Genomic DNA, 23371 nt, shown 5'->3' on the forward strand with positions numbered 1-23371 from the left:
CGAATGGAGTTTTTTTATTCCCATTAATTATGAAGCCTAAAATAATAATGAGGGAATGTTAAAAATTTAGATTTGTTTGAAAATAACGTATTTATACGTAGGAAAACAAGTTTTTCTTTGATGTAATTTTATAATTTTAATAAAAAATGCTAAAGTATAGTAATCTGTTTAAGGGTAAAAAATAGCAATTTTGGTTATTTTAACGATTATTTAGGTCGATTACCGAAGAAATTTTCGACGAACAGCATATTAACATAGATTAGCGGTGTAAAATTAACACAATTAGTTTTAACCCTTAAATCTACTATTATGAAAAAATTACTACTCTCGTTACTGTTTGTAAGTTATTTGAATGTGGCTGCTCAAAATCCAATTCAGGAGTTTAATTTCAATAGGACTTTAAATAATATTGCCAACACGACTTCTTTTATGGGAACAAATGACTTTGTTACTGATAGAGCCGGAGTTGAAGGAAATGCACAAAGATTAAATAATAAAGCATTAGAGGCTGTAATAGATAATCTTCCGCAAGGCAATGCTGCCAGAACAATAAGTGTCTGGATTAAGTTTAATGATATTACTTCGGCAAATTATGTTTGGGGATATGGATCAGCTTATAATGCGCAATATTTTGGATTATTACAGCAAGGAACAACCTCATCTAGTTCAGACCTAAGTTTGGCAGGCTGGGGAGCAACAAATGACGTGATAGTTTCGACGCCTTTGGCAAAAGGGATATGGTATCACTATACGATTACATTTGACGGAACAGTTTCAAAAATTTTCAGAAACGGTGAATTGATAAAATACATAAGTGGATTAAAACGTTCCACGAAAGGGAATATATTTAGATTAGGCGAAATAAATACAACAGTGGGTATAAACGCTGATATAGACGATTTAAAGATCTATGATGTTGCTTTGACAGACGAACAGGCTGCGGAGTCTTATAATAGCTCAAAACCGCTGATTTCGGCAATCGCAGAAACAACAGTTTCGACAAAAGCAGTAAAAGGAACTGTAAAATCGAAAACAAATGTAAAACCGGCAGTATCAAATACTATAATTACAAATACTGATGTAAGTGCAGGTTCAAAAAATATTGAAGTGTTTTCGCAAGGAGAGAAGGTGCTGGGGAATAATTCCATGCGTATTAGTGATCTTCCGGAAGGAACTTATCTGCTGAAAATAACAAATACACCAGGCAAGAAAATTACTTCAAAATAAGGCATTCTTTATTTTTTTTAATAGTTAGTTAGTTTTTATATTTTTTAGTAGCAATCAGGTTTTGGAAAAGTAAAAAGTCTTCTGGAGTTTCAGAGGACTTTTTTTATAGTATTCATTCACAAATGATACTACAAAACTGTATTTTTAATTTTGTGAGAATTCTGTATTTACATGTAAGAGTTGTTTGGTAGAGTTGAATTAAAAATATAATTTTAACAAAATTTATAAAAAAAAGCAATCAAAATTTAGAATTGTAAATTTGATTTGTATAAGTTCTATTAAATGGCTCTAAACTCAAGATATCTGATAAACTCTATAAATATGAAAAAAATAGTACTCGCTTTGATGTTGGTATGTTTTTTTAATGTTGACGCACAAAATCCTGTTCAAGAATTTAATTTCAATGGTAATTTGAATAGTGCTGATAAAACTATATCCTTTTTAGGTACTCCTCTTTTTGTAAATGACAGGATGGGAGGCGCTAAGGGAGCTTTACGACTTACTAATAAAGCTTATCAGGCTGTCGTAGGAGATCTTCCGCAGGGAAATAAGCCCAGAACACTCTCTGTTTGGGTAAAATTTAATGCTGTAACGGTTCCAAATTATATTTTGAGTTACGGAACTGCTGTTAATACTCAATATTTTGGTTTATCTCAGCAAGTTTCCTCAGGCGGGAACTCTGAAGCAAGTCTTACAGGCTGGGGAAATGGAAATGATGTTGTAGTTTCGGTGCCACTTGTAAAAGATACCTGGTACATGTACAGCATTACTTATGATGGAAATGTTTCAAAAATTTACCGCAATGGCGAATTATTAAAATCTGAAGATGGAATTGTACGTTCAACCAAAGGTTATATTTTGAGTCTGGGTAAATTGAATACTGCAACCAGTATCAATGCTGATGTGGACGACCTGAGATTGTATACCGTTGCCATGACAGACGAACAGGTTAAAGAAGCCTATAATAGTTCGAAACCAGCTGCGACTGTTGTAACTGAAACAATGCCGGTTTCAAATGCACCAAAGAAGGTGGTAATTCTACCAGCGAAAGCGTCAGCACCAGTTGTTTTGCCTTCATCGTCAAGTGAAATTAAAGGAGGTAAAAATGTTGAGGTTTTTTCTCAGGGTCAAAAAGTGATAGGAATCAATGCTTCTAATATTGGGACTTTACCGGAAGGAACTTATTTGATAAAAGTTACGAATCCAGCCGGAAAGTAGTAAATGTACTTTTTATAGCAAAAAGCCTTCTGAAATGATATCAGAAGGCTTTTGTTTTTTTAGCTGATTACGCTTATTACTATGAACAGAACCACTAGTAATATTATGGCGTATCTTGTGATTTTCGAAGTTTGCATGATTTATTTATTAATTTTTGGAAAGATATAAAAATTATTCAAGAATGTAACGCATAAATTTTTCTCTCTTATCATAAGGAATATCATAATGTAGAGATTTTAATAACATCGTATTCCAAGGTTTTTTAAAATAAAAAAAGCTCTAGAAATCTAGAGCTTTATGTTTTATTAAAGAGAAAGATTACTCCTCTTTCATAGTATGATAAACGTTCATAACGTCATCATCTTCTTCAATTTTTTCAATTAGCTTTTCGACGTCGGCAATTTGAGCTTCGGTTAATTCTTTTGTAATTTGAGGAATACGCTCAAAACCAGAAGATAAAATTTCTAAACCTCTGTTTTCTAATTCTTTTTGCAAAGCACCAAAGCTTCCAAAAGGCGCGTAAATCAAAATTCCGTCTTCATCTTCAAAAACTTCCTCAGCACCAAAATCAATTAGTTCAAGTTCTAATTCCTCAGCATCAAGTCCATTATTTGCAATTCTGAAGTTGCAAGTATGATCAAACATAAATTCAACAGAACCCTGAGTTCCCATTGTTCCGTTGCATTTGTTAAAATAACTTCTAATGTTTGCTACTGTTCTATTATTGTTATCAGATGCAGTTTCAATCAAAATTGCAATTCCGTGAGGGGCATAACCTTCAAATAAAATCTCTTTATAGTTTGCAGTATCTTTATTACTTGCATTTTTTATGGCACGCTCAACATTGTCTTTCGGCATGTTAGCTGCTTTCGCGTTTTGTATAACAGCTCTTAATCTAGAATTGGCGTCAGGGTTAGGACCGCCTTCTTTAACAGCCATAACGATGTCTTTACCAATTCTGGTAAATGTTTTGGCCATTGCAGACCAACGTTTCATTTTTCTTCCTTTTCTAAATTCGAACGCTCTTCCCATTTCTAATTTTTAGTTTTGTGATGCAAAAATAAAGGTTATTCCTTATTTATCCAAAATCAATTCTATTCTTTTTTGTACATAAATTTTAACCGCAAAGTACGCAAAGTATTACGCAAAGTACGCAAAAGGCAATAATAAGTTATTTAAAAAGAAGATCACAAAGCTTATATGGAATTAACTTTGTCAAAGTTGAAAACTTTGACAAAGTGATAAAAATCTAAAATCTAAAATCTAAAATCTAAAATCTCTACTTCGCTCCATTAAAGTCGTTAATGATATTTACCGCTTCGTTTAAGTACGGATTTGTCTTGAGGTTATCCATTTGATATTGGTTAATTGTTTTATCGTTTGGATAAGCTCCCAGTAAAAACTGATTTACAGAAGAATTGTATACGTCCAGTGGGTTATTTTCATCATTAAACGTATTGATTTCTGTCCAAAGTGAATTCACAATCTTTTTTTGTTTAAAAACAGCTTCCAAGGTCATCGGAATTTCGGCTTTTGGAGTATTTACCAATTGATCTATTTTTTGATTGATCTTTTTAATGTCGTTAAAGTAGTAGTTATCAGCAAGTCTTAGGGTGCTGTTTTTAGCTAATTTATCAATCAAACTTCTTTTTACATAGGTTCTGTATTTTAGGAAAGGTTCTATGCTGTCGTTTTTAATTGCCGTAGGGAAATCACTTTCTTTTTGATATACATCTTCATAAAATTCCGGCAGTACAACATCAGGAGTTACGCCAATATATTGATGGCTTTTACCCGTAACACGATAGAATTTATTAATAGTAATTTTTAAAAAATCGGTGTCCTTGTTTTCGTCAAGCGAAAGAATCGTCTGCATGGTAGCTTTTCCGAGTGTACTGCTTCCTAACAATAGCGCACGATTATAATCCTGCATTATAGAAGAGAAAAATTCACTTGCAGAAGCGGTGTTACTGTTTACCAAAACCACAATCGGGCCTCTGTAAATCAATCCTTTATATGGGTCGTTTATAACCGATTTCTCTTTTGCATGATCGATCACAACCGAAATTGGACCATAATCTACAAACATTCCGGCCAGTTTTATCGCTTCTTCCATCGAACCGCCGCCATTGTCAATTAAATCAATAACCAAACCTTTTATGTTATCTCTTTCGAGTTTAATAACTTCTCGGGCAACATCATCGGCACAGCCTTTTCTGCTGTTTCCGTCTAAATCTGCATAGAAACTAGGAATTTTTATGTATCCAATTTTACTTTCCTTACCGATAATGAAACTAAAAACCGAATTCTCTTCATCTTTCATCACCTGCTTTTCGATAAAAACGTCAAAACTTTTACCTGAGTTTCTTTTCAGCGTAAGAGTTAAACTTTTATTGGCTTCAGATAAAATCATACTAGAAATGGATTCTAATGAAGCACAAGAAACCTGAAGTGTTTCTTTTTGGTTTGAAACCGAAATAATCTGATCGCCCTTTTTTATTTGCCCCGTTTGATACGCAGGCCCGTTAGGATCGATCTCGTGTACAATAATCTCATTTTTTTCGTTGAGGTTTACCGTCATTCCCAGAGACAAATGCTCTTTGGATAAAGAAGCAACAAAGCTCGATTTAGAATCATTGCTAAAATAAGCCGTATGCGGATCAAAATAAGTACAAAAGAAATTATACAAGTTTTCGTCCTGCTTCGTTTTAGTTTCTAATAAAGTACTTATACGGCAGATTTCATTTGAAATAATCAGTTTTCTTGATCTGGCTTCGATCGAATTATAATTCGCCTTAATAGAATCTAAATTATTACTGACTTCGGCTATGTCATCCAGAATTTGATAACGTAGTTTTTTACGCCACACTTTTTCGAGGTCTTCTTTCTTTAAATAAAAAGGAAAAGATTTTTTATAAAACCGGATGGTATCTTTCTTGGTATAATCAAAAGCAGTAGACTGAATTTTTTCTAAGACTTGTTTTGTTCTAATTAAACCGTTTATATATTTAACTGTAATGTCAGTCAAAAAACTGCAGTCATTTTGTAGTATTAAGTCGTCTAATTTAAAACGATATTTAGAGGCCATTTCATCATATTCGCTTTTAAAGAAAATATTTCGCGAAGGATCCAATTCGTTCATTAAATTATCAAAAACAAAAACCGATAGACTGTCATCAACTGGCTTAGGTCTTAAATGTTCTGTTTGAATAACAGAATTTATCTTGTTCAGAATTTCGCATGTTTCGGCGCTATTTTGACTAAATAGTACAGTGGTAAACAATAAAAATAGCGGCCAAAATTTTCTCATAAAGTTTAATGCTTACATCTAAATTAAAGTTACGGTAATTTTTTGATACCAGTTTATATTATTTCTAAAAAATCTTACAGATAAATAAGTATCGGAAATAAAAAATGCATTACAATTTGACTTGTAATGCATTATGATAATGATGAAGTAAAAAACTATTTTTTGTAAAAAGGTAATTTTACCACTTTTGCAGCAACATCGTTTTTTCTGATTCTAATAAAAATATCGCTGTCTACAGCGCTGTTTGCAACTGTTACGTATCCTAAACCAATTCCTTTATTCATAGAAGGCGACATTGTACCAGAAGTTACAATTCCAATTACCTCGCCCGAAGCATTGACAATTTCGTAATCATGTCTTGGCACCGCGCGTTCCTGCATTTCAAAAGCAACTAATTTTCTCGAAACACCTTCCTCTTTTTGTTTTTTAAGAGCTTCAGAATTGGTAAAATCTTTAGTAAACTTAGTGATCCATCCTAAACCGGCTTCAAGCGGAGAAGTCGTATCGTTAATGTCATTTCCGTACAAACAGAATCCCATTTCTAAACGTAAAGTATCACGTGCAGCAAGGCCAATTGGTTTAATGCCAAAAGCTGCACCAGCTTCAAAAACTTTATTCCAAATTGCTTCGGCATCAGCATTTTTGCAGTAAATTTCAAATCCTCCAGAACCAGTATAGCCAGTTGCAGAAATAATTACATCGTTGAATCCGGCAAAATCAGCCACTTCAAAATGATAATATGTAATCGCAGCCAAATCAATAGAAGTTAAAGCCTGCATAGCCTCAACTGCTTTTGGCCCCTGAATTGCCAATAAAGAATACTCATCAGAAAGGTTTTTCATATCAACACCCAAATCATTGTGAGATGAAATCCAGTTCCAGTCTTTTTCAATATTCGAAGCATTTACGACAAGTAAATACTCTTCTTCTTTCATTTTATACACAATCAAATCGTCTACAATTCCGCCTTCATTATTTGGCAGACAAGAATATTGAGCTCTTCCAATTGTCAAAGTCGAAGCGTCATTCGAAGTAACTTTTTGAATCAAAGCCAAAGCATTTGGACCCGTTAACAAAAATTCACCCATGTGCGAAACATCAAAAACTCCCACACCATTACGAACCGTTTCGTGTTCAAAATTTACACCTTCGTATGTAATAGGCATGTTATAACCTGCAAAAGGCAGCATTTTCGCTCCCAAACTCTCATGTATGTGCGTAAGCGCAGTATTTTTCATTGTGTTGTTTTATAAATTGAGTCGCAAATTTATTTAAAAAATATCGAAAAAGGACACTCTAAATTATAAATTTCGCAATGATTAGCAGCTATTTCCCGTGATCCGCTATATCTTTTGCTTTTTAAAGAAAAAAGCAAAAGGATGCCGCTCCTCCCGGGGCTAGTAATGACCGTTCAAAAGAAAGATTCGTGCTTTCAATTTTTTATGTAACTTTAATTGATATAAAGAAGCCACATGAAATCTCCATATTTAATCACTAAAGAAGAAATTCTAAAACTATACAAACCTGTAGATTCTAAAGCACACAAAGGAACTCAAGGCCACGCCGTGATTATTGCCGGAAGCTATGGAAAAATAGGTGCGGCCGTTCTGGCCTCAAAATCCTGTCTAAAATCTGGCTGCGGACTTGTGACGACTTTTATACCAAAGTGCGGGTATCAAATCCTTCAAATCTCCATTCCCGAAGTCATGACCGTTACGGATGAAAACACAAACTTTATAACCAATATTCATTTGCCAATACTGCCGCAGGCAATTGGAATAGGGCCGGGGCTAGGAAAGGAGCTGGGAACACAAAAAGCGCTATTCGAGTTTTTACGAATCAACAAATCACCTTTGGTTTTGGATGCAGATGCACTGAATATTTTAGCAGAAAACCAATCCTGGTTAGAATTAGTTCCTGAAGATACCATCTTAACACCTCATCCTAAAGAACTCGAACGCTTAATTGGCAAATGGAATTCAGAATCTGAAAAATTTCAAAAAACAATCGCTTTTTCAGAGAAATATAAAGTCATTATCGTCATGAAAGGCGCACCAACATTTATCATCAACAGAACTTCGGTCTACGAAAATACAACCGGAAACGCCGCTCTTGCCACAGCAGGAAGCGGAGACGTCTTAACCGGAATCCTGACCAGTCTGTTGGCACAAGGTTACGAACCCAAATATGCCTCAAAACTTGGCGTTTTCCTCCACGGATTAACCGCCGACATTGCTTTGCCCAAAACCGGATATGAATCTTTTACGGCTTCTACAATTATTAAGTATTTAGGAAAGGCTTTTTTAGAATTAGATAATTATTAAACGTTTGTCACCCTGAGCGAAGTCGAAGAGGTACGAGGATGACACAAAATAAGAAAAAATCTAAAATCTACCTTCTCAATCTAAAATCAAAAAAAACGTAAGTTTGTAATGTCAAAGATTAGAAACTTAGCAACTCAGTTCCTTAGCATCTTTGAATCTTTAAAAAAATGAAAAACAACTTCGATCTCAGAACGGTAAATGTTACCCGTTACATCACGCCATTGCGCGAAGGTGGCTCTTTACCCGCTTTGGCAGAAGCCGATGACGATTTTAAATATGTATTAAAATTTAGAGGTGCCGGACACGGCGTAAAAGCCCTTATAGCCGAATTAGTAGGCGGACAAATAGCAAAAGCTTTAAAACTTCAGCTTCCGGAATTGGTATTTGCCAATCTCGACGAAGCCTTTGGAAGAACAGAGGCCGATGAAGAAATTCAGGATTTATTGCAGGGAAGTCAGGGATTGAATCTGGCACTGCATTTCTTGTCTGGAGCCATAACTTTTGATCCCGTGGTAACTACTGTTGATGCTAAATTAGCCTCACAGATTGTGTGGCTGGATGCATATATAACCAATGTCGACCGAACTTTCAAAAATACCAATATGCTGATCTGGCATAAAGAATTATGGCTGATAGATCACGGTGCGTGTTTGTATTTTCATCATTCCTGGAACAACTGGGAACAACATGCCAAAAGTCCGTTTGCATTAATAAAAGACCACGTTTTACTGCCTCAGGCTTCACTTTTAAAAGAAGTTGATGCCGAATTTAAAGCGCTTTTAACTCCGGAAATTTTAGAAGAAATCGTAAACACAATTCCGCTGGACTGGCTGCAGTGGGAAGATACTGATGAAACGCCGGAAGGCCTTCGAAATATATATTTGCAATTCCTGCAAACCCGATTAAATAATTCCGAAATCTTTGTAAACCAAGCTCAAAATGCAAGATAATCACTTATACGAATATGCTGTGATTCGTGTTGTGCCGAGGGTAGAGCGCGAAGAATTCCTGAATATCGGAATCATTTTGTTTTGCAAAAAAGCCAAATTTATTAAAGTACTTTTCCATCTCAATAAAGAAAAAATCCAGGCCCTTTCAACGGATTTCGACATTGAACAATTAGAATGTAATCTAACTTCACTGGAAAAAATTACAAACGGAGCCAAAGACGGAGGTCCAATTGCTGAATTTGAGATTCCAGAGCGTTTTCGCTGGTTAACCGCAATCAGGAGTTCGGCAATTCAAACCTCAAGACCCCATCCGGGTTTGTGTCAGGATTTGGAGAAAACGATTCAGAGGCTGTTTGAAGAATTGGTTCTTTAGAGGAAAGGTTCAGAAGGACAGAGTCAAAGCGGCAAAGGTTTTTTTAACCGCAAAGTTCGCAAAGTTTTACCTAAAAAACTTTGCGAACTTTGCGGTTGTATTAAGTCTTGCAGATAAAAAAACTAGCGCTCTTTGCGTTTAAATAAAAAACCACATAAGAACTATAAAACAACTTAAGCTCAAAACTTAAAATCACTTATATTTCTTATATGGTTTTAAAAATAAAAACTAAACTAACTCAGGTTTTTAAAATGATCCGCAGATATTACCGCCTAAAGTTGCTCCTGCATTTGCAGAAACATCAGCTTTAACAGCAGTTTTATTTAATTTTACGATTGTATAGGGAGGAGTAAATGCAGTACCGCTTCCGGCTTGATTTCCTGTAGTATTTGTGAAAACATTGTCAACTGCAGTTACGGCAGTATAACCTGTCATTAAATCGATAGGTGTTTTTACACCTTCAAAAACGTTGCTTTCTACTCTAATATCAGCTTCAAAACCTGCTGCAACGCATTTATTGCTTACCGTACTGTTGAAGAAATTGTTTAATAAATGTACTTTTCCAAAACGAACCCTTGGCATTCTTTCTTTACAGCCCGGAGCCCACCAGCATCTTGCAAAAGTGATTCTTAACTTGCCGCGGTCACCCGTTGCACCGTCGCTTGAACCAATTAAGTTCGAATATCGGTGATCATCTGATCCTCCTGATCCTCCTGCTTTTGGTGGTTTTAGGTAATGGAATTTAGAATAGGTAACCGAAATATAATCTGATTTATTTTTGATATCGAAGTTTCCGTCAACACCATCTCTAAATTCGCAGTGGTCTACCCAAACATTAGTACATTCATCTAAGATGGCATTATCCCAGCCATCAGTATCGTAAGCACCAGGACCTTCAAAAATTAGATTTCTAATTATGATGTTTTTACATCTTTTAATGTTGATAATTCCAGAAGCATCTTTAGTTTGATTTGTAGAAACCAGTTTGGCACCATTTGCTCCGTAAATCGTTTTTCCAGTTTGATCCTGAAAAGACAATCTTGTTGTAATGGTAATAGTTCCGGAAACTTTGATAACTTTTACAGAACTGTTCTCGATAGCCGATTTCAGTTGAGCATACGTTGTAACAGTTGTTTCGGCAGCAGAACCGCCTCCTGTAGTACCTCCATTTTGTGAAGCCCAGCCGGGAACCTCGGCGCAATTTCCAATTTTGGCAGTTGAGTTTCCTGATGAAACTATTTCTTCTGCAATTGTACCCTCTGTTTGTGGAGTAATTGTTTCCTCGGTATTACATGCTGTAAAACCAAGTACCAGTGTTAGAAGAAACACTGAAAATGTTGTTTTAATTTTCATAGTTTAAGTTTGGGTTTATAAAATATTTTAACAATACAAATCTGCTTATAAATCCCGTTAAAAAAGTTGAACAAGTTCAAACTTTTATAAAAATTTCTACGAAAAGTGCATTTTTAACAGTTGTAGATTTACAAAAATGTATAAATGGAGTATATTTACGTAATCGATTACATTTTCTAACCCCCGAATAGAGAAGTAATTGCATAAATTATTTTCCACAAAAAATAACCACAACAAACATGTACAACCTACTACGAAAAAACATCGAACGAAAAGTTCCATTAACCGATGAAGAATGGAATATTATTGTTTCAAAGGCAGAGCTGATTAAACTCAAAAAAAATCAGTTTTTGCAAATTCAGGATTCTAATAATAGTTATGAGGGATTCATTTTAAAAGGTTCGTTTAAAACCTATATTTTAAACGAGAACGGAACCGAAAGCGTTATTTTCTTCTCTTTTGAAGATGAATGGATTTGTGATTTGGAAAGTTTTTACCATCAAAAACCAACCACTTATAACATTAAAGCAATTGAAGACAGCGAAATTCTGGTAATAAACAAACTTCAGAAAGCACAATTATTTGCAGAAATTCCAAAACTGATGCAGTTTCATGTTCTGATGATCGAGCGTGCGAATATCGCAATCCAGCAAAGACTTTTAGACGTTTTAAATAAAACTTCAAAACAACGTTATCTGGATTTTAGAGAACGCTATCCGCAGAAAATCCAAACGATAAACAATAAGAATCTTTCGTCTTATCTGGGCGTCTCGCATGAGTTTTTGTCGAAAATTAAAAGAAAGGTATAGGGGGTACAAAGGTACAAAGGTGCAAAGGTTTTCTGTAGAGACTTAGAGCAGTGTCTAATCTATATATTGAGAAAAATCTCGTAAAGTCGCGAAGTCACAAAGTTTATTTTTCTTTGCGACTCTGCGCCTTTGCGAGATTATAAAAGTCAAACTATAAAAAAATCTAGTTCCCGATAGCTATCGGGATTGCTTAAACCCTTGCGGACTTTGCGGTTTAAACCTGAAACCTGAAACAAATAAAAATAAATTTTCCGATTAAAAATCCAACATTCCAAACAAACATTCATTAGAAAAATGAAGCATTATATTTTCCTTTTCTTCATTTTCAATAAACAATCATAAGGCTCTAAATCATACGGCTTTTCATTAATTTTAATAACTGTTGTATGTAAAGAAAATAAAATTAGGATTTGAGCATTACATTTCTGATTGCGGTTTGTTATTTCCAATTTATGCTGGGCTATTTTTTCAGAAATCATCCAATTAAAATCAATGCCTTTTGTAAAAGAAGTAACTTCATCATCTGAATTAAATTCCATGATTTCATATTGCTGATATACTTTTTTTTCTTTGTTTATCTCAATCTCCAGACCGTTATCAAGCATTACCAAATATCGGTAATAGCCTTTAAATTGGGTAAATTCTGAAGGCACTTCCTCTATTGTAGCACTGCTTATTCTAAACACAAAATCTCTATCGGCATAATTTGCCATTTTGGGATAGATCATATATTCATAAGTCAATCCGCCGCTCCAAATAGAGGGTTTAGTATCTTTTTTAGGGAAAAGAATTATGTTCATTTATTGAATATTTTAATATGATTTCAAATTTCCAGATACATCTTCAAACTTGCTTTTCACTTATAGGGTCAAAAACTTTGCGTCTTTGTGCCTTCGTGGCAAAACAAAAACTTAAATACTTTTCTCCAAATAGATAAACTCCAAAGGCACATCAGAAATCGTAACATGAATTTCACTTTCCGGGAAAGCTTCTCTTTTTCCAGTATCAGCATAACCGTGGCGTTTGTACCAAGCCACAAGTTCTTCACGAACCGAAATTACCGTCATAATAATACTCGATAATCCCAAAGCTTTAGCCTGATTTTCGGCTTCTGCCAAAAGCTTTTTCCCGATGCCGCTGTTTTGAAGTTCTGGAGAAACCGTCAGCATTCCTAAATACAATTGATGTCCTTTTTCAACCAATAAAACCGAACCAATAATCTTGTCATTTTCTGTAAATTTCAGAATCGTATTTTTTGGATCCAGAAAGATTTCAGTCATTTCTTGTTCGTCGGTTCTTTTTCCTTCTAGTAAATGAGCTTCGGTTGTCCAGCCTTTTTTTGAGGTTTCTCCTCTGTAAGCCGAGTTTATTAAAGTTACCAATGCCGGAATGTCTTCGAGTAATGCTTTTGTAATCATATTATTTTGTAAAATTTGAATTGTAAAATGTTAGATGTAGGGTTGAGTTTTTAGAAGACAGTAAAATTACAATTTGACAGCGAATGAAAAAGAAGATATTTTAATAAATGTAAGTAAATATTTAAATAAATTTGTAATCATTTGAAAACTAAGTGGTATGGGCAGAATACATTTATTCGAGTTTGAAGACCAGCAATGGCTTCCGGAATTCATTAGAAATTACATGACCGACTTTTTGCAGTTTCTTTCTAATAAAACGGCCATGTACAAAGGAATTGTTCCTGTAATTGAAAAAGCTTTAAAAGAAAGCAAAACCAATCAAATTATTGATCTTGCTTCGGGAGGTGGCGGTGGATTGATTTGGCTGAATAACGAATTGCGAAAAAACAATCCCGATTTAAAAATTCTGCTGACGGATTATTTTCCCAATATTCCCGCTTTTGAACATACTCAAAAACAAGCGAATAATTTCGATTTTGTAAAGACAGCAGTGGACGCCAGAAACGTTCCCGAAAACCTCAACGGACTCCGAACGCAATTTTTGTCCTTTCATCATTTTAAACCCAAAGATGCCCGGCAAATATTACAGAATGCGATTGACAGTAATAGTTCGATTGCTATTTTTGAAGGGCAGGAGAGAAGTGTTCCAAGTATTATAGCCATGATTCTTTCGCCAATTAGTGTTTTATTGACAACGCCTTTTATCCGACCTTTTAAAATGGGCAGAATTATTTTTACCTACCTAATTCCGATTGTGCCGATTTTGGTTTTGTGGGATGGTGTAGTTTCTTCTTTAAGAACGTATTCTGTTGAAGAAATGAACGAATTGATCTCTAAATTAAACAATAAAGAAAATTTCAATTGGGAAGTTGGAAAAGTAAAATCCGGGCCTGCGAAGATTTTGTATTTGGTGGGGACTAAGAAATAGAAATATTCTGATAATTATTAATAGAATATTTACTTGTTTTTACTTTTGTGCAACTACCTCATAAGTTATTTTTTTACATTTTACAATAAAATATGGATGAGAACTTTCATGAGCGAAATCAAGAATAAATTCTCCGTTTTCTTCTTTTAAAAGAGCTTCAAAAATCATTCCGTCCCATTTTTCATAAATGAAACGGCTAACTTCATCACAGTAAATAGTTATCAATTCTTGATCGTAATTTCTGTTTTTATTAAAGCAACTGATTGATATTTTTAAGGTTTGACTTCCAAATGTATTATTGAAAAAGTCATAACCGTTATAATAATGAATTTCGGTAATCAAAGCGTCACCAAAATCTCCGTAGTTATTAATTAAGTCTTGAAGCATAGAAGTTTTATCGGTTTAGATTCTAATAAATTTATAGTTAGCTATGTTTTCAAATATATTTATTTTTTTAATTATACAAAGTATCTTACAAAAAAACTCATGCTGTGCGAAGTCTCCCGACTTCGTACCCACTTCTATATTCCATTCCAAATTGTGTATAGCCTTCTTTGTGGCAAATTGCGACGGGTACGAAGTAGGGAGACTTCGCAAAGCGATCGTGATACTTTGAAGAGCGGGTTTATTTTCGTTTTGGAAATTCCCAATCATTTGAAAGTCCTTCAAGGCTAATTGAATCTAATGTAATTCTTGTAATTTTATAGTCTTTAATTATTTTCTCTTCTTTTTTAACTTTCAATTTTTCAGCTAGTTTGCTATTTTTGATCAGATCTTCTTTTGTCAAACCTGGAACTAGTGGATAACGATTGTCAGCTTCGGATTGAGAATCTCGCTCAGCAAAAATCATTTTATCCCAGATCATTTTTCTCTGCTCATAAGATAAATTCCATTTAGTTATTTCTTTTTCATCGAGAGAATTAATAGCAAACTCATTAAAAGTAATTTTAAATTCAGAGTCTATTGGCATTTTTGCGATCATTGCTATCCATTGACCTGCACCAGATTCGGCACGTTCTTTAGATAGATATGCATAAACCGCTACTGAATTTGGATTTTCGCGATATTGGAAATCAGTACGATTAATTCGCTCTTGGTAGAGTTGTTTTAAAAGAACTTCAATCTTATCAGTAGTTATAGAATCGTTTTTATTGATTATTATGTCTGTAAGAATTTGTGTCTTTATTGGATTATCTGTTACCTTTTCTTCAAATACAGTATATTTTAGTAACGTTTTTTCTGGCTCGTCAATAGTAAACTTTTCTTTTTTATCACAATTGATGAAAATTTGAATTACTAATATTACTCCGATGATTTTAAATGATTTCATATTTATTATTTTAACGAAACAAATGTATTCATCTCAAAATTAATGATTTTATGGAAAACCGTAATAGTTGTTATTTTCCTCCGCTAGCGAGAGCGTATCGTTCGTGCTCGTTTCAGTATTCACGTTTGCTAATCTTTGCGTTCCTGAGCGGGATGTTAGCGCTCAGTGTCATTAAGTAAGCTTTTTTGATCATAATTTTTCTCTCAGATTCGCAAAACTTAGACACAATATTGTCATTTCGACGAAGGAGAAATCTCCGTGAGAAGCTCGACAAAGATTGGATTCACTTTGCGGAGTTACTTGCGGAGATTTCTCCTTCGTCGAAATGACAAACTTTGCGCTCTTTTGACTTTGTGGGAGATTTACTAGTCAACTCTTCCTTTATTTATGTGGTTTCTGAACTCCACTATTAATTAAGTAAAATTGATTTTTATTTTTTATAGTGTTTTACGGATTTCCATAATGACTAAAAAAAGCGAATAAAAATATTTTTACTCGCTTTTCTCATTTAATTATATGTTTTCTACCCCAAGAAACTCTTCAACTCCTCATAAGTCCCAATCTTAACACTAACTTTCTCCTCATTGATAACACTCTCAATTTGAGCAGGAATAGGAAGTGTAATTCCCAAAGCAGGTTCAACTACATCTAAAAATTTAATAGGATGTGCTGTTTCTAAGAAAATACCAATTGCGTTAGGATATTTTTCAAGTTCTTTTTTGAGACCTAAATAACCTACAGCGCCGTGAGGCTCTGCGATGTAACCATCGGTCTTGTAAATTTTCTTTAAAGCTTCCAGCGTTTCTTCATCAGTATAACTATAAGAAGAGAAATCTTTTTCGAAAGCTTTTAAATCATTATTGTATAATTCCTGAATCCTAATAAAGTTACTTGGGTTTCCAACGTCCATTGCGTTTGAGATTGTTGCTTTAGAAGGTTTCGGGTCGTATTTTCCGTTTTCTAAGAATCTTGGCACCGTATCGTTTACGTTTGTAGAAGCAACGAAATGTTCAATTGGCAAACCTAATTTCTTTGCCATAATTCCGGCACAGATATTCCCGAAGTTGCCGCTTGGGCAAGAGAAAACTAACGGCTTGTTTTGGCTTTTCAAAGCTTTGTAAGCAAAGAAGAAATAAAACATTTGCGGTAACCAGCGCGCAATATTAATCGAGTTTGCCGAAGTCAGGTTTTTGTGCGCTAAAGTTTCATCTAAAAACGCTTTTTTCACCATGTCCTGGCAATCATCAAAAACACCGTCTACTTCAAGCGCTTTAATGTTTTGACCTAAAGTAGTCAGTTGTTTTTCCTGAATATCGCTAACTTTTCCTGACGGATATAAAATCACCACATCAACGCCGTCAACGCCAAGAAATCCGCTGGCAACAGCTCCGCCTGTATCTCCGGAAGTTGCTACTAAAACGGTATTTTTAGCGTCTTTTTTATCTTTATTGAAATATCCCAGGCAACGAGACATAAAACGAGCTCCAACGTCTTTAAACGCCATTGTCGGCCCGTGGAATAATTCTAGCGAATAAATTCCGACTTCGACTTTCACAACAGGAAAATCAAAAACTAAAGTATCAGCGATAATTTCTTTTAATTTTTCTTCTGGAATTTCATCGCCTAAGAATTGTTTAATTGCTTCATAAGCAATGTGTTCGTGGCTTAAGCTTTCAATTTTATCAAAAAATGACGGATCTAAAGGCGTAATATTTTCTGGGAAATATAATCCTTTATCACTCGCTAATCCTTGTATAACAGCTTCTTGAAAAGAAACTTTTGGGGCATTGTGGTTTAAACTGTAGTATTTCATTTCTATGGCTTTAGGCTATAAGCAATATGCTTTAGGCTTTTTTCCTATGCTTGTTTATAGCTTTTGTTTTTTATTTTAAATATGTCTTCGTTTTGTCAGGCTGAGCGATCCCGAGGCTTCGGGAGAAGCCCCGCAAAGTATAATCATCTAGAGGATGTAAAATCATTTCCAAAATTCCCACCAACTTTTTTGCTTTTTTATAGTAGCTTGCGATTCGTTATCCACTAGTTTAAAAGTAATGCTTCCAATTTGGTCAACTTCCCAAATAGTTGCAGTTGTGATATTTATAGCATTTAAATTTAAAAAGGTTTCCATTTTTTGATTTAAATATTCAGCGGTATTATCTTCATCTTCTCGAGCTCTTTCTAATGGAATAATAAATTTATCATCATTTTCAATTCTTTTCATTCTGTCGGCTAATACAGCTAAAATATCTTCAGAATAGCTTGAATTTGCATTTTTAGGAATATTATAATCCTCATCAAATTGAAAATAATCAGAAATAAGAATAGAGAAAAACTGGTTATCTCTTTTGTCATAATAAAAAATCTCTGAAAGCAAGTTTTCAGGTTGAGTAAAACCAATTTTCAGCCAATTTTCAATTTGTTCTTCTTTTGTTATTTCATCCATGATTTAAAAAATTACAAAATCCTAACTCCATCTGGATTAATTTTCGAAACATGAATCTCATACGGTAAATTCATTTTTTCGTAAACGTCGCTCATGGCTTTTGCAATTTGGTCGGCGGTATTTTTTCCTCTGCTTAAAGCGAAAATCGAAGGGCCGGAACCTGAAATTCCAGAACCTAAAGCGCCGTTTTCGTAAGCCGTTTGTTTGATTTGATCGAATCCGGGAATTAAAACACTTCGTAAAGGTTCAACGATTTCGTCATGAAGCGATCTTCCGATCAAATCGTAATCTTTGGTGTAAAGACCCGCTACGAGTCCGCCCACATTTCCCCATTGCATGATGGCGCTTTTCAGCGAAACGTTTTGTTTCAAAACCGAACGGGCATCAGAAGTTTTTAATTCAATCTGCGGATGAACCACCGTTGCGTATAATTCTTCGGGGCTGTCAATTCTGATAATATCAAGCGGGGCATAACTTCTAACCAAAGTAAAACCGCCTAAAAGGGCAGGAGCAACGTTGTCGGCATGCGCGTTGCCGCTGGCTAATTTCTCGCCTTGCATGGCAAACTGAACTAAATCTTTGCGAGAATAAGGTCTTCCTAATAATTCATTAATTCCGAAAACCGCTCCGGCAGAACTTGCAGCGCTGCTTCCGATTCCGCTTCCGGCTTTAATGTGTTTGTAAATTTCGATTTCGAATCCAAAATCTAGTTCGTCCAAAGTTTCAAGCATGGCCAAAGCCGCAACTCCGGAAACATTTTTTTCGGTTTCCAAAGGCAAATCGGCACCCACAATTTTTGTGATTCGAACTCCTTTTTGATCTACTTTTCGAATAATCATTTCATCGCCCGCATTGTCTAAGCAAAGTCCGAGTACATCGAATCCACATGAGAGGTTTGCGATAGTTGCCGGGCAAAATAGTTTTATTTCCATTTTTAAGGTTCTGAGGTTCTAAGTTGCTAAGGTTCTAAGGTTTCTTATGCAACTTTATATTTTTAGTTTCTAAGGTTTTGAGGTTCTGAGAGACTAAGATTAAGTTTTTAAAAAAAACTCAGAACCTTAGCAACTTAGAACCTTAGCACCTTTAAATATTCCCTATTCTGATAACGTCTGCAAAAATTCCTGATGCTGTAACCGCAGCTCCGGCTCCGGCTCCTTTGATCAATAAAGGCTGGTCTACGTAACGATCTGTGTAGAACAATACGATATTGTCTTTTCCTTCTAAATTATAGAAAGGATGATCTTTCGGGATGAATTGCAGGCCGACATTTGCTTTTCCATTTTCGAATTGCGCCACGTATTTCAATCTTGAATCTTTGGCTAGAGCTTCGTTGTAAATACCTTCAAAATGAGAAGCGTGTTTAATTAACGAAGCAAAAAAGTCTTCGTTGTTGGTTGTTGCTAAACATTCTGCAGGAAGGAACGATTCGTTTGCAATAGCATCAATATCCATTTCGTAACCGCTTTCGCGAATCAGAATCAGGATTTTACGTGCTACGTCGATACCGCTCAAATCGATTTTTGGATCTGGTTCTGTAAATCCCTGAACTCCGGCTTCTTTTACCACATCGTGGAAAGAATTGTTTTTATCGAAATTGTTGAAAATGAAATTCAGACTTCCGGATAAAACCGCCTGGATTTTATGTACTTTATCGCCGGAAGCAATCAAGTTTTTTACTGTATCTATAATTGGTAATCCCGCACCAACATTCGTTTCAAATAAAAACGGAGCATTATATTGGCGAGATAAACTTTTTAATTTTTTATAATTGTCGTAAGCAGATGAACAGGCAATTTTATTACAAGTTACAACGGCAATGCTTTCTTTTAAGAACTTCTCATACATTTCAGAAACACCTGAATTTGCTGTAATATCTACGAAAATACTGTTACGTAAATTCAATTCTCTTGCACGTGCGATGAATTCTGTTGGGATTGCGGCTTCTCCTTTTTCTAAAGTCGACTGCCAGTCTTTTAAAGAAATTCCGTCTTCATCAAAAAGCATTTTTCTTGAATTTGACAATGCAATTACACGAACATTAATTTTTAAATTGTCCTTTAAAAACTTTCTTTGATTGTGAATCTGCTCGATGAATTTTTCCCCCACATTTCCAACTCCCATCACAAAAAGATTCAGCTGTTTTGTGTTTTCTTCAAAGAAGTTTTCGTGTAAAGTATTCAGCGCTTTTTTAACGTCTCTTTCGTTAATTACAGTCGAAATGTTTCTTTCAGAAGCACCTTGCGCAATGGCACGAATGTTTACGTTGTTTTTTCCTAAAGTACTGAACATTCTTCCGCTTAAACCTTGGTGATTTTTCATGTTTTCACCCACCAAAGCAATAATACAAAGGTCTTTTTCTACAATACAAGGATCGATTTTGTTTTGCAAAATTTCGATTTCAAAAGCTCTGTTGATTGCAGCTTCTGCATTGTCAGCATCTGAATTTAAAATACCAATACAAATAGAATGCTCAGAAGAAGCCTGAGTAATAAAAATCACGTTGATTTTTTCCTGAGACAATACTTCGAATAAACGTCTTGAAGAACCCGCAACTCCAATCATTCCCGGACCTTCAAGTGTTAAAAGCGAAGTATGATCAATATGGCTGATTCCTTTTACAACAGTATCTTTTGATAGTACGTGATCTGAAATTAAAGTTCCTACCGCCTCTGGTTCAAAAGTATTTTTGATTAAAATGGGAATGTTTTTTCTTAAAACCGGCTGAATTGTTGGCGGATACAATACTTTGGCACCAAAATGCGACAATTCCATCGCTTCCTGATACGAAATGTTTGCAATAGGCTGTGCCTGTTTTACGATTTTTGGATTGGCTGTAAACATTCCGTTTACGTCAGTCCAGATTTCAAGCTGATCTGCATCGATTGCTCCAGCGATAATAGCTGCAGTATAATCAGATCCGCCACGTCCTAAAGTAGAAGTAATTCCGTCTAAAGTCTGCGCAATAAAACCCGGTAAAATATTTATTCTTGATTCATTCGTAGCAAAATACTCCTTAATTAATTGGTTTGAAATTTCGAAGTTAACGCCGGCTTTTCCAAAATCGGCATTTGTTTTTATTAATTCACGGCTGTCTTTGTAAACCGCATTTTTGTCAATTTGCTGATACGCCTGCGCGATGATATAAGAAGAAAGCAATTCTCCAAAACTCAAAATAGTATCAGCAGTTCTTGGAGACAATTCGCCTAATAAGAAACAGCCGTCAAGTAAAGTTTCTAAGTGATTGATGATTCTTTTTACATGGCTCAGCAGACTGCTTTGTTCGCTTACCGGAATAAGTTCTTTTAGTGTGTCAAGATGTTTTTTCTCGATTTCAGCAACAATATTTCTAAAGTCTTCGTCATTTGCTGCTGCTTTTGCTGCTGCTAATTGCAGTAAATCAGTTACTTTGCTAAGAGCAGAAACGACAACAACGAGTTTGTCATTTTTAGCTTTTTGATTAACAATTTCAAGAACGAGTTTTATATTTTGAGCATTGGCAACCGAAGTTCCGCCAAATTTTAATACTTTCATTTTGTGATATTTTTTTAATAAGGTGCAAAGATTTTAGTAACAAACGTTCAAAGGTTGTAAGCTGTGAACTGAAACTGAAAACTTCGACTATTTTTTTCTTCTTTGTCAATGTTTTTCATGTATCCAATGTCTTTCTTCTTTTAAGAAAAAAGTATAGATAATCTGGATTATATGTAAAAATGTATACCCCGAAGGGGTAGTAGTTGTTGTAGTAGAAATAATAGTAGCAGCAATTGCAACTCCAGTTTGAGTTGTTATTGTAGATTGATATTTTGTGCTGTTACTTTTCATTTTGATTTTTCAAAAGTACAGATTTTTAGAAGCATTAAAAACTCTTTTGGGCTTTTTACGAATATTTTAATAATTCAAATCTCAATAATTCAATATTGAGTATTTGTTAAAATTAAATATGCTAAATTGAGGTTTTGATATATTTTAAGATGCATTTTTATAAAAAGAACCCTCGCAATAGATTGGTTTTTAATGAAAAGATAGTTAAAAAGCAGTAAAAGACTCAACTTTTACCATTGAGAAAAAGATAAAAGTGAAGAATAGCTTATGTCGAAATTTTAATTATTGTGATAAAATGTTGCTTTTTAATATTGATTTGTTGAATTTTGACATCTTAAATTGAAAAACGTCATGAGAGAAATCCATTATATAAGTACTGAAATCATCACTTTAGAAACATTACAAGAGATATTAGTCAATAATAAAACACTTGAGTTGTCTGAAGAAGCCAAAGTAAACGTTCAAAAATGCCGTGATTATTTAGATAAGAAAATGGCATCGCATTCTGAACCAATTTACGGAATCAATACAGGTTTTGGATCCCTTTGTAATGTGAAAATCTCGAATGAGAATTTATCACAGCTTCAGGAAAACTTAGTAAAATCTCATGCCTGCGGTACTGGAGAGGAAGTTCCTGCAGAAATTGTAAAAATGATGCTTCTGCTTAAAATTCAATCTTTAAGCTACGGACATTCGGGAGTGCAATTGCTGACATTGAGCCGTCTGGTTGATTTTTACAACAATGATATTTTACCTGTAATTTATACTCAGGGTTCACTTGGGGCTTCTGGAGATTTAGCGCCGCTGGCACATTTATCTTTACCGTTATTAGGAGAAGGTGAAGTTTATTTTGAAGGAAAGAAAGTGGCTTCTGCCGAAGTTTTAAAGCATTTTAACTGGGAACCAATTGTTTTACAGTCAAAAGAAGGTTTGGCATTGCTAAACGGAACGCAGTTTATGAGTGCTTATGGCGCACATATTTTAATTAAAGCTTATAAATATTCGTATTTGGCGGATTTAATCGGAACCATTTCTTTAGAAGGTTTTGATGGAAGAATTGAACCGTTTAATGAATTGATACATTATATACGTCCGCATAAAGGACAAATCGTAACGGCACAACGTATTACTGAGTTTTTAGAAGGAAGTGAAATTATCGCACAGGAAAAGAAACACGTTCAGGATCCTTATTCTTTCCGATGCATGCCTCAGGTCCATGGTGCTTCAAAAGATGCGATTGATTACGTTAGAAAAGTATTTAAAACCGAAATTAACTCGGTTACCGATAATCCAAATATATTTATTGAAGCTGATCAGATTATTTCGGGAGGTAATTTCCACGGTCAGCCTTTGGCTTTGGCTTTAGATTTTATGGCTATTGCTTTGGCCGAATTAGGAAGTATTTCTGAAAGAAGAACGTATCAGTTAATTTCCGGATTGCGTAATCTTCCGGCATTTTTGGTTGATAACCCGGGATTAAATTCTGGTTTCATGATTCCACAATATACTGCAGCGAGTATTGCCAGTCAAAACAAACAATTGGCAACGCCTTCTAGTGTCGATAGTATTGTTTCGAGCAACGGACAGGAAGATCATGTGAGCATGGGAGCCAACGGAGCAACAAAAGCCTTACGAATTTTAGATAATTTAGAGCGTATTCTGGCTATTGAATTATTGAATGCCTCTCAGGCAATTGCCTACAGAGAACCTTTAAAATCAAGCGATTTCATCGAAATGTTCCTGAATAGTTACAGAGAAGTGGTGCCTTTGGTAAAAGAAGACAGAATCTTACATATTGACATTAAAAACACCGTTTCATTCTTGGAGAGTTTCCAAATAGAAAACGATTTGTTAACAATGGCTTAA

The 23371-nt window shown here is 34.8% G+C and carries 21 protein-coding genes; 8 read left to right on the forward strand and 13 right to left on the reverse strand.

Annotated elements, in window-relative coordinates:
- Positions 1-309: 309 nt before the first annotated feature.
- Together BKM63_RS13760 and BKM63_RS13765 are read left to right on the forward strand one after the other, a co-directional pair.
- Positions 310-1227, forward strand: coding sequence for a LamG domain-containing protein (locus BKM63_RS13760; protein WP_071637140.1), 918 nt, complete (start codon positions 310-312; stop codon positions 1225-1227).
- A gap of 321 nt (positions 1228-1548) precedes the next feature.
- Positions 1549-2445, forward strand: a complete 897-nt coding sequence (locus BKM63_RS13765; protein WP_071637141.1) for a LamG domain-containing protein — start codon at positions 1549-1551, stop codon at positions 2443-2445.
- A gap of 318 nt (positions 2446-2763) precedes the next feature.
- Here the strand turns inward: BKM63_RS13765 and BKM63_RS13770 are convergent, their stop codons facing one another.
- The 3 genes from BKM63_RS13770 to gcvT all read right to left on the reverse strand — a co-directional run bounded on the left by BKM63_RS13770 (position 2764) and on the right by gcvT (position 6993).
- Positions 2764-3477: a YebC/PmpR family DNA-binding transcriptional regulator gene (locus BKM63_RS13770; protein WP_026729302.1), complete on the reverse strand. Its 714-nt coding sequence runs from the start codon at positions 3475-3477 to the stop codon at positions 2764-2766.
- Positions 3478-3724: 247 nt separating this feature from the next.
- Positions 3725-5755 (reverse strand): S41 family peptidase, encoded by a 2031-nt coding sequence (locus BKM63_RS13775; protein WP_071637142.1) that lies wholly within the window; start codon positions 5753-5755, stop codon positions 3725-3727.
- Between the two features lie 155 nt (positions 5756-5910).
- Positions 5911-6993, reverse strand: coding sequence for a glycine cleavage system aminomethyltransferase GcvT (gene gcvT, locus BKM63_RS13780; protein WP_071637143.1), 1083 nt, complete (start codon positions 6991-6993; stop codon positions 5911-5913).
- A 234-nt stretch (positions 6994-7227) separates the two neighbouring features.
- Between gcvT and BKM63_RS13785 the strand changes: the two genes are divergently transcribed.
- The 3 genes from BKM63_RS13785 (at position 7228) to BKM63_RS13795 (ending at position 9402) form a co-directional block, all read left to right on the forward strand.
- Positions 7228-8079: an NAD(P)H-hydrate dehydratase gene (locus BKM63_RS13785; protein WP_071637144.1), complete on the forward strand. Its 852-nt coding sequence runs from the start codon at positions 7228-7230 to the stop codon at positions 8077-8079.
- Positions 8080-8246: 167 nt separating this feature from the next.
- Positions 8247-9029, forward strand: a complete 783-nt coding sequence (locus BKM63_RS13790) for a HipA family kinase (protein WP_071637145.1) — start codon at positions 8247-8249, stop codon at positions 9027-9029.
- A complete protein-coding gene (locus BKM63_RS13795) occupies positions 9019-9402 on the forward strand; it encodes a DUF3037 domain-containing protein (protein ID WP_071637146.1) in 384 nt (127 codons plus the stop codon). Before BKM63_RS13790 ends, BKM63_RS13795 begins: the two co-directional genes overlap by 11 nt.
- A gap of 246 nt (positions 9403-9648) precedes the next feature.
- Here BKM63_RS13795 and BKM63_RS13800 read toward each other — a convergent pair whose 3' ends face one another.
- Complete coding sequence (locus BKM63_RS13800; RefSeq protein ID WP_071637147.1) at positions 9649-10755, reverse strand: pectate lyase family protein; 1107 nt, start codon at positions 10753-10755, stop codon at positions 9649-9651.
- 239 nt (positions 10756-10994) lie between these two features.
- On the opposite strand from BKM63_RS13800, the gene BKM63_RS13805 reads away from it, so the two are divergent.
- Positions 10995-11564: a Crp/Fnr family transcriptional regulator gene (locus BKM63_RS13805; protein ID WP_071637148.1), complete on the forward strand. Its 570-nt coding sequence runs from the start codon at positions 10995-10997 to the stop codon at positions 11562-11564.
- 302 nt (positions 11565-11866) lie between these two features.
- On the opposite strand, the gene BKM63_RS13810 is transcribed toward BKM63_RS13805, so the two are convergent.
- Both BKM63_RS13810 and BKM63_RS13815 read right to left on the reverse strand, forming a co-directional pair.
- Positions 11867-12364, reverse strand: coding sequence for a HutD family protein (locus BKM63_RS13810; protein ID WP_083572229.1), 498 nt, complete (start codon positions 12362-12364; stop codon positions 11867-11869).
- A 111-nt stretch (positions 12365-12475) separates the two neighbouring features.
- Entirely contained in the window at positions 12476-12982 is a 507-nt protein-coding gene (locus tag BKM63_RS13815) for a GNAT family N-acetyltransferase (RefSeq protein WP_071637149.1), read from the reverse strand.
- Positions 12983-13139: 157 nt separating this feature from the next.
- Here BKM63_RS13815 and BKM63_RS13820 point away from each other — a divergent pair, with 157 nt between their 5' ends.
- Positions 13140-13910: a hypothetical protein gene (locus tag BKM63_RS13820; protein ID WP_071637150.1), complete on the forward strand. Its 771-nt coding sequence runs from the start codon at positions 13140-13142 to the stop codon at positions 13908-13910.
- A gap of 39 nt (positions 13911-13949) precedes the next feature.
- Here the strand turns inward: BKM63_RS13820 and BKM63_RS13825 are convergent, their stop codons facing one another.
- The 7 genes from BKM63_RS13825 to BKM63_RS13860 form a co-directional block, all read right to left on the reverse strand.
- On the reverse strand, positions 13950-14297 hold the full coding sequence (locus BKM63_RS13825; RefSeq protein WP_071637151.1) for a hypothetical protein: 348 nt from the start codon (positions 14295-14297) through the stop codon (positions 13950-13952).
- A gap of 238 nt (positions 14298-14535) precedes the next feature.
- On the reverse strand, positions 14536-15240 hold the full coding sequence (locus BKM63_RS13835) for a hypothetical protein (protein WP_071637153.1): 705 nt from the start codon (positions 15238-15240) through the stop codon (positions 14536-14538).
- 523 nt (positions 15241-15763) lie between these two features.
- Positions 15764-17053 carry a threonine synthase gene (gene thrC / locus BKM63_RS13840; RefSeq protein ID WP_071637154.1) on the reverse strand — a complete coding sequence of 430 codons (1290 nt, stop codon included), beginning with the start codon at positions 17051-17053 and terminating at the stop codon, positions 15764-15766.
- A 162-nt stretch (positions 17054-17215) separates the two neighbouring features.
- Positions 17216-17683, reverse strand: a complete 468-nt coding sequence (locus BKM63_RS13845) for a hypothetical protein (protein WP_071637155.1) — start codon at positions 17681-17683, stop codon at positions 17216-17218.
- Positions 17684-17694: 11 nt separating this feature from the next.
- Positions 17695-18615 (reverse strand): homoserine kinase, encoded by a 921-nt coding sequence (locus BKM63_RS13850; RefSeq protein ID WP_071637156.1) that lies wholly within the window; start codon positions 18613-18615, stop codon positions 17695-17697.
- Between the two features lie 151 nt (positions 18616-18766).
- The gene (thrA, locus tag BKM63_RS13855; protein ID WP_071637157.1) at positions 18767-21214 is read right to left on the reverse strand and encodes a bifunctional aspartate kinase/homoserine dehydrogenase I; all 2448 of its coding nucleotides are present in this window, start codon (positions 21212-21214) and stop codon (positions 18767-18769) included.
- Between the two features lie 105 nt (positions 21215-21319).
- Complete coding sequence (locus BKM63_RS13860; RefSeq protein WP_071637158.1) at positions 21320-21505, reverse strand: hypothetical protein; 186 nt, start codon at positions 21503-21505, stop codon at positions 21320-21322.
- Positions 21506-21856: 351 nt separating this feature from the next.
- Between BKM63_RS13860 and hutH the strand changes: the two genes are divergently transcribed.
- Positions 21857-23371, forward strand: a complete 1515-nt coding sequence (gene hutH / locus BKM63_RS13865) for a histidine ammonia-lyase (protein ID WP_071637159.1) — start codon at positions 21857-21859, stop codon at positions 23369-23371.

The sequence above is a fragment of the Flavobacterium johnsoniae genome (assembly GCF_001879205.1).
Lineage (GTDB): Bacteria > Bacteroidota > Bacteroidia > Flavobacteriales > Flavobacteriaceae > Flavobacterium > Flavobacterium johnsoniae_A.